This window comes from Solimicrobium silvestre (genome assembly GCF_002976435.1).
GTDB lineage: Bacteria > Pseudomonadota > Gammaproteobacteria > Burkholderiales > Burkholderiaceae_D > Solimicrobium > Solimicrobium silvestre.
Map to the genome: position 1 here is coordinate 207793 of NZ_PUGF01000006.1, position 10100 is coordinate 217892.

A 10100-nucleotide genomic window follows, 5' to 3' on the forward strand; every position below is an offset into this window, starting at 1 on the left:
GAATTCCTCAGCGCGTGAGTTCAGATACATGGGCACAGGTCGAACTATTATCGTAGTTGCCTTTTATTCTTGGTGCAAGGCAATATTACAAATATTTACTACACCCTTTACAATAGTGGTTTTTCACCGACTACGAGCACCTTATGTCCCTGCGCATCCTCGCCACTGGTGGCACTTTTGATAAACATTACGACGAAATCGCTGGCAAACTGACCTTTGCAAAAAGCCATTTACCCGACGTTATCGCACGCGCCAGAATTACTCTTCCCACCCAGCTTGAGATCGTCGCCATGCTCGATTCGTTGGATATGCAGGACGCAGACCGCAGCAACGTGCTAGCGGCTTGCCAGCAGGCTACGGAAGCCGCTATCGTGATTATTCATGGAACAGACACCATGAGCGAAACCGCCCACGTGATCGGCAACGCCAAATTGGCTAAAACGATCATTTTGACCGGCGCCATGATTCCGTATGAAATCGCCAATTCGGATGCCTTGTTCAATTTAGGCTTTGCTTGCGGTATTGCACAGGCTTTACCGCATGGCGTTTATATTGCGATGAACGGGCAGATTTTTAATTGGGACAATGTGAAAAAAAATCGCACACAAGGCGTGTTTATTCAAAAATAACCGGGTAAGGATTTCCATGTATTGCGCAACCTTCATCTTCAAGAAAAAGCAATTCGATGACGAGTTTTACCAACTGGACCAATCGATTGCCGAATTTGCCAGACAAACCACCGACTATATCGGCGAAGAGACGTCAGAAAACCTGGAGACCGGTTGCGTATCAAACATGTATTACTGGCGCACCATGGAAGGCATGCAAGAGTTGATGCAACATCCCAAACACCTGCAAGCCAAGGCCGCGCAGACGAATTGGCTGGACGGATATCAGGTGGTGATTTCGCAAGTCTTGCGTTGCTATGGGGATGGCACTATTCCACATCCGACTGAGTCGTTCATCAATAGCTAGACATTGACAGTAATAAAAAAGGACACCGCGGTGTCCTTTTTTATTACTTCTAAAATCATCAACTACCGTCATTCCCACCTGCGCGGGAATGACAGCTTGTAGCGTTAAGCCACTTGCTTCTTCACTTCGTTAAAACCAGCCAACAAAGTAGCCTGCTTGGCTTGCGCTAACGCCAAATGACGTTCCTTGACATGGCCATAACCGCGAATTTCTTCAGGGATGCTGGCGATGGCAATCGCTTTCGATAAATTATCTTTGCTCAACTGCGCCAACAAAGCAGTAATCGTTGCGCGATATTCCACCGGCAAAGCGCGTTCCATCTTACGCTCGGCGGTATAACCGAAAATATCCAAAGCAGTACCACGTAACGATTTGAATTTAGCCAGAACACCAAATGCCGATGTCATCCAAGGGCCAAATTTCTGCTTAACCAAATGCCCCTTAGAATCACGTTTAGCCAACAACGGTGGTGCCAGGTGGTAGTTGATTTTGTAATCGCCTTCAAACATGTCCGCGATCTTTTTAGCGAAATCACCGGACGTATGCAAGCGCGCTACTTCATATTCATCCTTGTACGCCATCAACTTGAATAAATACTTGGCCACCGCTTCAGTCAAACGTGTGCCGGTCTCAGTTACGCGGCCTTCAGCCAACTTCACTTGCGCAACAAAGTCAGCGTATTGCTGAGCATAAGCCGCGTTTTGATAGTCAGTTAAAAACTTGACGCGTTTGGCAATGGTTGCTTCTAACGTTGGTGCACGTTTGAATTCAATCACTGTTGCAGGCGTTGCGATTTTTTGCACGGCTGGCAAATCAAATGCAGCTTTACGGCCCCATTCAAAAGCAGATTTATTGAAGCCGATAGAAACACCATTCAGTTCAACTGCGCGCATTAAGGACGCTTCAGTTAATGGTACCCAGCCTTTTTGCCATGCATAACCCAACATAAACATATTGGTCGCGATATTGTCGCCCATTAAAGCGGTAGCAATATCACCTGCGGCGATCAATGACACACGGTCAGTTCCGCAAGCATGACGAATCGCAGCTTCTGCGCTGTCACCTGGGAATTGCCAGTCAGGATTTTTAACAAACGCTGCCGTTGGTGAAGTCGTGGTGTTAATGGCTGCATAAGTGCGTCCTTCGCCCATGCGTGACAATGCGTCGCGCCCAGCGGTAACAATCACATCACAACCGATGACCAGATCAGCTGCGCCAGTACCAACGCGGGTGGAATGAATATCGGCATCATGGTCGGCAATACGCACATGTGACAATACCGGTCCGCCCTTTTGCGCCAAACCGCTCATATCCAATACAGAACAAGCCTTGCCTTCGATATGTGCTGCCACCGCTAAAATCTGACCAACCGTCACCACGCCGGTACCACCAACGCCGGTCACGATAATACCGAACGGCTCTGCCGTTGAAGGTAATTGTGGCGTTGGCAATTGCATCGGCGTGCCAACTACTTCGACTTTTTTCGGCTTCTTCAACGCGCCACCTTCGACCGTCACAAAGCTCGGGCAGAAGCCATTCACGCAGGAATAATCCTTATTACAGCTAGACTGATTAATTTGACGCTTACGACCAAGTTCCGTTTCTAACGGTTCTACCGACAAGCAATTCGACTGCACACTACAGTCCCCACAACCTTCACACACGGCTTCATTAATTACCGCGCGAATTGCTGGGTCTGGGAATTCTTTACGCTTCCGGCGGCGGCGTTTTTCACTCGCACAGGTTTGGTCGTAAATCATAGCGGAAACGCCTTTAACTTCACGCAATTCACGTTGCACCGCATCGAGCTCGCTGCGGTGACGCACCGTAACGCCTTCGGCCCATTTGTAATCTGCTGGATATTTATCCGGCTCATCCGTCACTACAATAATCGGGCTGACACCTTCTGCAGCGATCTGACGCGAGATCATACCTGGATCAAGTGGGCCGTCAAATACCTGCCCACCAGTCATGGCGACTGCGTCGTTGTATAAAATTTTGTAGGTGATATTTACTTTTCCAGCGACGGCTGCGCGGATCGCCAGCAAGCCGGAATGAAAATAAGTACCATCGCCCAAATTGGTAAACACATGTTGCTCAGTAGTGAACGGCGCTTGTCCAACCCAACTCACACCTTCGGCACCCATGTGACTGAAGTTGGTGGTTTCACGATCCATCCACAACACCATGTAATGGCAACCGATACCGGCTAATGCGCGGCTACCGTCAGGCAATTTGGTGGACGTATTATGTGGGCAACCTGAGCAGAAATGCGGAACACGATCTTTAGTCGGATCAGGTTTGGCCGCAACTGAAAGCAAAGTTTCTTTAGCTTCCAAAAAGGCGATACGTTCCGCTACTTTTTCCGCCACCGGATGACCGGCAAAATACTTTGAGATCCGTGAAGCGATAGCGCGGGCGATTTGCGCCGGGCTCAGTTCATAAGTCGCTGGCAGCAACCAGTCGCCATGACCTGCACCTTGCAAATTACTCCATTCGCCAGTGTCGTCAAATTTACCGACTACACGTGGGCGAACTTTATCTACCCAGCAATACAGCTCTTCTTTTAACTGGTATTCCAGAATCTGGCGTTTTTCTTCCACGACCAGAATCTCTTCCAAACCTGTTGCAAACTGGCGTACGCCTTCGGATTCAAGCGGCCAGATCATACCGATTTTATACAGACGCAAACCGATATCGCGCGCTACTTGCTCATCAATACCCAAATCTGCCAAAGCTTGGCGGGTATCCAGATACGATTTACCGGCAGTGATAATACCGATTTTGGCGTGATCGCTATCCCAAATAATTTGATTCAGTTTGTTGGCACGCGCATACGCCAACGCGGCATACCATTTGAAGTTATTCATGCGCGCTTCTTGCGCCAATACCGCGTCGTTCTGACGAATATTCAAGCCGTCCGCTGGCAGTGTTAAATCTGTTGGAATAACTGGTTGCACACGGTCAGGATCAATCTCAACCACCGCGCCGGACTCTACGATATCCGTCACACATTTCATCGCTACCCACAAACCGGTATAACGGCTCATGGCGAAGCCGTGCATACCGTAATCCAAATATTCCTGTACTGAGGACGGATATAAAACCGGAATGCCGCAAGCATTTAATATATGTTCACTTTGATGTGCCGTAGTGGACGATTTTGCCGCATGATCGTCACCGGCCAATACCACAACACCACCGTATTTGGAGGTACCGGCATTATTAGCGTGCTTGAATACGTCGCCGCAGCGATCAACGCCCGGGCCTTTACCGTACCAAATTGAAAATACACCGTCGTATTTCGCGCCGGGGAACAAGTTGACTTGTTGCGTACCCCACACCGTGGTGGCCGCCAAATCTTCGTTCATGCCAGGATGGAATTTGACGTGTTCAGCTTCCAGATATTTTTTCGCTTTTTCAGCGGTTGTATCCACACCACCCAATGGCGAGCCGCGATAACCAGTGATGTAACCAGCGGTATTTAAACCTGCTTTTACGTCACTTTGGTGCTGCAACATCGCCAGGCGAATAAAGGCTTGCGTACCTGTCATAAAAGCACGGCCACGCTTAAGCGCGTATTTATCTTCTAATGAGATCGCGTCTGAAGCGGGGGCTCCTGGGGAGGCCGATAGTGCTAGTTCAGACGGTGAAGGCTTACTAATGTCGTTCATGTGTGTCTCCGTGCCATGTTTGGGTGCGGTGTTGGATGTAAAGCTTAGGTGATAACCTTGCGGCTTATTTTTTGGCTTATTGCTACGGCTTATTTTTACAAGCCTCTATCCGCTTATTGCCGGTATTGAGCCAATGTTGAGCTACCTCCACGATAATTCCTTATGAAAATTAACGTGGGTGCGGCACATTAGCACAGCGCAAAGTGCGACTCAATGCACACACTTTAATTTTCTTACCGGTACAGTTGCTGATACTGTATTGGCAATAAATGTAATTCAGCTCTTATTAGCAGCTTAGTTTGATCCATTTTTGGATAAGCATCAACACTCAGTCGGCTATTAACGCTAAAATCAAAAAATCGCAAAAAACAACATAAAAACGGAAGACATCAGGCATGCAACATATTTTCTATGAAATTTTCGCCACCATTTTAGCCACCATGACCGCCCTGCTGCCCATCGCCAATCCGCTCACCACGGTTGCCGTTCTACCAGCGATTGCAGCGCACCTGACTCCAACAGAACGTGCAATTCAAGTCCGACGGGCCTGTTTTTACATGGCCGCCATCCTGGTAGTTTTTTTGCTGGCTGGTGCAGTCTTGATGGATTTTTTTAGCATTTCCATTCCTGGCTTACGGATTGCGGGCGGCTTAATTGTCTGCAAATTCGGCTTTAACATGCTGTTTCCCCCTGCTGAACAGACTCATGAACAGAATCTGAATAACAAACGCGATATTTCATTTAGCCCACTCGCGATGCCAACGCTGTCTGGCCCCGGTTCAATTGCGGTGGTGATTTCCATGTCGACCGGCGTGCACAGTCAAACCGCATTGCCGATCTGGCTGGGCTATCTTTCTGTGGTGTTTGGTATTTTGCTGGTGGCGTATACGTCGTGGCTAGTGTTACGCGCTTCGGAACGCTTAACTTCCCTACTCGGCGCAGATGGTATTGAAGCGGTTTCACGCATCATGGGATTTTTGCTGATCTGTATCGGTGTGCAATTTGTGATTAACGGCATCGGCAATCTATTGCATGATCCGCTGTTTTGGCCTGAGTTACTGACGCTGTGAGTTGACTAAAATTTTAATACTCTGGAAATAGAGGAGGTATATGAAAAACGCCCTCCTCTATTTTGACTATCTTTTTAACTATCGAACACGCTTTTTCCAGAAGTAACTGCAAGCCGTCACCAACGCCAGCAAGCTCATCAAACCCAGCCACAAGTAATTGCCGCATACAATATACGGCGTTAAACCTTGGTAACCCTGCACGCTCACGTCCAGTTCCCCCCGCACAAAAGGTGCTAACTGTTTCACAATCTGGCCTTGCGCATTCACCAACGTAGTTACGCCAGTATTGGTTGAGCGCAGCATAGGACGCCCCATTTCCAGGGTGCGCATTTGAGTAATTTGTACATGTTGCGGCATCGCCCAAGAATCGCCGAACCACGCCAGATTAGTCATATTTAATAAAATCGTCGGCATGGCTTGCTGGGTAAAATAGGCATGGGCAATTTTGGCGGCGATTTCTTCACCGAACACATCTTCATAACAAATATTGGGCAAAATTTGCTGATCTTTTACGGCAAATGGTGCTGCCAATAATGCACCGCGTTGTTGATCACCCATAGGAATATTCATGAAATGATAAAACCAGCCGAAGCCCCAAGGAATAAACTCGCCGAACGGAACCAGGTGATGTTTGTCGTAGCGATAAGTTGTTTTTTGCGGCGTTGGTGTAATACCGATCATGCTGTTGGCATATAAATTAGGCCCGTCACTACTAAACATGCCAAGTGCAATATGGCTGTTAGTTTGCGTGGCAAATTTTTGTAAATCCGGTAAATATTCCGGCGGTAAAAATTGCATCGGCAACGGCAAGGCTGATTCTGGCGTAACGATTAAATCGGCCGGCTTTTTTAAAATAGCATCGTAATAAAAGCGCAGTGAATCAATTAAATGCTCTTGTTCAAATTTAATTGCCTGGTCCACATTTCCCTGCAACAGCCGCACAGTTAACGGCGCGCCGCTTGGCGTAGTCCAGCTCACATACTGAAGCGCACCGCCTAACAAAAAAATACCGACGGCGACTGCACTAAAGCTACGTTTCCCATCTAAAAATAACACCACAGAACCCGCAAAAATCGCTGTCAACCAAGTAATGCCGAATACACCAATAATCGGCGCATAACCGGCTAAGGGGCTGGCATTGTGCGCATAGCCGGAAACCAACCAAGGGAAGCCGGTAAACAGCCAATCGCGCGTCCATTCTGCCAAGCTCCAAAGTGTCGGAAACCAGACCAGACAGATAACGGCGGGTGAAAAATGCGCTTTATAGCGCGCCGCAAGGCCCATAAATAAAACGGGGATGCAGGCAATCGCACCTGTGAATAAAAACACGGCAAAAACAGCTAGCCAGACTGGCATATCACCGTAACGAAACATCGTCACGGTCAACCAGATCACGCCAAAAAACAACCATGAAAAACAATACAGCCAGGTAGTTTTCATGATTTTTTTGATGTCATTTTCAACATACAGCACGCAAAACAAAGCCGATAAACTCAGCAGTTGCAACGGCCAGTATCCAATCGGCGCAAACGCCAACACGTTAAGCCCACCGGCTAAAAAGGCACACAGAAAAAGTACCCAATTAGGGCAGCGGGAAATGACACTTTGCATTGAGTCTTAGTTATGAGGTAAACAGGGAGTATTAAAGTAAATCGACATCATTTTCACTGTGCGGCAGTCGTTCAATCAACAACACATGCACCTGCCTTGGGTCGGCGCGCAGCACCTCAAAACTGATACGGCCAATAGCAAACTTATCGCCTTTATGCGGAACCCGCGCCAGATGGTTCGCCACTAAACCGCCGATGGTATCCACATCTTCATCTGAAAAATGGCTACCGATGATATCGTTAAACTGACTAATTTCGGTCAGCCCTTTAACCCGCCAGCGTGCGCCTTGAGTGCCGGGATCGATAGATAAGATATTGTCTTCTTCTTCGTCAAAATCGTACTCATCTTCAATGTCGCCAACAATTTGTTCCAGCACATCTTCAATGGTAATCAAACCATCCACGCCGCCGTATTCATCCACCACCATCGCAATGTGATTTCGGTTAGCGCGGAAGTCGCGCAGCAATACATTCAAGCGTTTTGATTCAGGAATAAAAACGGCTGGGCGCAGCATGTCGCGCACATCAAATTCTTCATCAAAATAATAACGTAACAAATCTTTAGCCAGCAGCACACCGACCACTTTATCGCGATTCCCTTCCACCGCCGGAAAACGCGAATGTGCCGTGCTTATCACATGCGGCATCCATTCTTCGATCGGCTTGGAGATATCAATCACGTCCATTTGCGAACGCGGCACCATGATGTCACGGGCGCATAAATCAGAAACCTGAAATACGCCTTCGATCATTGAGAGCGCATCGGCATCAATTAAATTGCGTTCGTGCGCGTCTTGCAGCACTTCCAGCAATTCAACGCGGCTTTCAGGTTCAGGGGAAATCAGTGCAGTCAGGCGTTCAAATAAAGACCTGTGCGGTTTAATGTCAGAAGATGCTGCCTTGGTTGCAGTTTTAAATACAGCATTTCTGACGTTACTAGGATGTTCTGGCATAAGAGGCGGAGCGCCGATGTTTGAATATTATAGGATACATTAAATGCGCTTAATTTCCAAAACCCTTACAACAAAATTAAGCCGCAACCCGCAATTCGGATAAACGCTGATTGTAATGATCCAGCCAATGCAGTATTTCCAGCTTCCCATCCATATGCTCAACCAGCGCGGTACAACTCTCGACCCAGTCGCCGTCGTTACAGTAAGTTAATCCATTAATATCGCGAATTTCCGCATGATGGATATGCCCACAAACCACACCATCCACGTTTTGATGTGCTGCGTCAGCGGCAACTACACCTTCAAAACACGAAATAAAGTTAACTGCATTTTTCACTTTGAGCTTTAAATATTGCGACAACGACCAGTGCGACAAGCCAAACCAGCGTCGTACTTTGTTAATCGGCTGATTCAAACGCAGCAGCATTTCATACGCGTTGTCACCTAAAAATGCCAGCCAACGCGAATACAGCATTACGTTGTCATACTGATCGCCATGAATCACGAGCAGGCGTTTTCCGTCAGCAGTTTCATGAATCGGATTATTTTTAATTTCAACATCGCCAAACGACAGATCAAAATAATGGCGCAAAAATTCATCATGATTACCCGGCACATAAATAATCCGACTCCCCTTACGTGCTTTTCGTAGTAATTTTTGCACGACATCGTTGTGCGAACGCGGCCAATACCATGAGCGCTTCAAACGCCATCCATCCACAATATCACCGACTAAATAGTAAGTTTCGGCATTACAGCGTTTTAAAAAATCCAGTAAAACCTCAGCCTGACAACCCTTGGTACCCAAATGAATATCTGAAATAAAGATAGTGCGTAACTTAAAATCAAACTGCTCTTCCTCACTAACACTTCCCTTATTATTCATTGTATTACTCACTCATTGCTCCTTCATTTTGGCAAAGCAGACTGCATGGGTACGGATATTTTCGTGAGCTTAATTAAGTTGTGTGTCAACTTGATGAAATAGCGTGATTTTCATAAAAACTACAACATTCATGTCATTTTGTTGATGAATGATTGAGTTTTTACTACTGATTTTGATGGTCGGTGATACTGGTGCGGTTTTGAAGTTGGTGTTGGTGTTGAAGTTGGTGTTGAAGTTGGTGTTGAAGTTGGTGTTGAAGTTGGTGTTGAAGTTGGTGTTGAAGTTGATTTTGAAGTTGGTGTTGAAGTTGATTTTGAAGTTGTCTTTGACTTTGCTTTTGACCTACCCCCACTTCTAGTTCGGCCGGTTTTTCTAAGGAAAAAAGGATAAGAAAGGTTCGCTGTTTGAGCGTAGCGAGTTTCGAACTTTTCCCTTTTTTTCTTAGAAAAATCGGGGTTTCCGAAATAGCGTGGTCGCCTTTTTTGGCCTACCTTTTTTGGCGACGCAAAAAAGGCAGGTAGCTGCCGGTCTACCACCGGCCTACAAGCCTAAAATCAACCCAGAAAGTAATACAAAACTAACCGTATATCAACCGGTTTTGACTTATTTCCAGATTTCAAGATGATGTTGCACAGACTTAAATTAATCAGCCGAAATGACAAATTTAAGGCTTGGGGCCGGTGGTAGACCCTGTATCCCTATAGGGAGGGAGTCTCCGCCTGCATGCGGAGACCGTTCCGCAGGTGAGTGGCATGCCACTCAAAACCCCTGCTACACCGGCGACTAGTCACCTTTTTTGCTTCGCTGTTTAGACGTGGGACATAGGTAACGGGTGTATCCAGACATGGGTAACACATTTAAGCCGAATTAGTTGCAGCGCGCAAGTCGATTTTAAGAATCTTCTGGCGACAGTAAAATACATTAAATACACC

At 47.0% G+C, this 10100-nt stretch carries 8 protein-coding genes; 4 read left to right on the top strand and 4 right to left on the bottom strand.

The features are described from left to right. Nucleotides 1-143 precede the first annotated feature (143 nt). Together S2091_RS08655 and S2091_RS08660 are read left to right on the top strand one after the other, a co-directional pair. Nucleotides 144-629: an asparaginase domain-containing protein gene (locus tag S2091_RS08655; RefSeq protein ID WP_105531398.1), complete on the top strand. Its 486-nt coding sequence runs from the start codon at nt 144-146 to the stop codon at nt 627-629. Between the two features lie 16 nt (nt 630-645). Continuing rightward, nucleotides 646-975, top strand: a complete 330-nt coding sequence (locus tag S2091_RS08660; protein WP_105531399.1) for an antibiotic biosynthesis monooxygenase — start codon at nt 646-648, stop codon at nt 973-975. Between the two features lie 104 nt (nt 976-1079). Here S2091_RS08660 and S2091_RS08665 read toward each other — a convergent pair whose 3' ends face one another. Continuing rightward, on the bottom strand, nt 1080-4649 hold the full coding sequence (locus S2091_RS08665) for an indolepyruvate ferredoxin oxidoreductase family protein (protein WP_105531400.1): 3570 nt from the start codon (nt 4647-4649) through the stop codon (nt 1080-1082). Nucleotides 4650-5044: 395 nt separating this feature from the next. Between S2091_RS08665 and S2091_RS08670 the strand changes: the two genes are divergently transcribed. Then, entirely contained in the window at nt 5045-5719 is a 675-nt protein-coding gene (locus S2091_RS08670; RefSeq protein ID WP_105531401.1) for a MarC family NAAT transporter, read from the top strand. A gap of 78 nt (nt 5720-5797) precedes the next feature. Here S2091_RS08670 and lnt read toward each other — a convergent pair whose 3' ends face one another. From lnt to S2091_RS08685, 3 genes are all read right to left on the bottom strand, one after another. After that, on the bottom strand, nt 5798-7330 hold the full coding sequence (gene lnt, locus S2091_RS08675; protein ID WP_105531402.1) for an apolipoprotein N-acyltransferase: 1533 nt from the start codon (nt 7328-7330) through the stop codon (nt 5798-5800). 31 nt (nt 7331-7361) lie between these two features. Further along, nucleotides 7362-8282 carry an HlyC/CorC family transporter gene (locus S2091_RS08680; protein WP_105531403.1) on the bottom strand — a complete coding sequence of 307 codons (921 nt, stop codon included), beginning with the start codon at nt 8280-8282 and terminating at the stop codon, nt 7362-7364. A gap of 76 nt (nt 8283-8358) precedes the next feature. Further along, nucleotides 8359-9168, bottom strand: coding sequence for a UDP-2,3-diacylglucosamine diphosphatase (locus tag S2091_RS08685; protein ID WP_105531404.1), 810 nt, complete (start codon nt 9166-9168; stop codon nt 8359-8361). 148 nt (nt 9169-9316) lie between these two features. On the opposite strand from S2091_RS08685, the gene S2091_RS24015 reads away from it, so the two are divergent. Then, nucleotides 9317-9526 carry a hypothetical protein gene (locus tag S2091_RS24015; RefSeq protein ID WP_165794952.1) on the top strand — a complete coding sequence of 70 codons (210 nt, stop codon included), beginning with the start codon at nt 9317-9319 and terminating at the stop codon, nt 9524-9526. Nucleotides 9527-10100 lie beyond the last annotated feature (574 nt).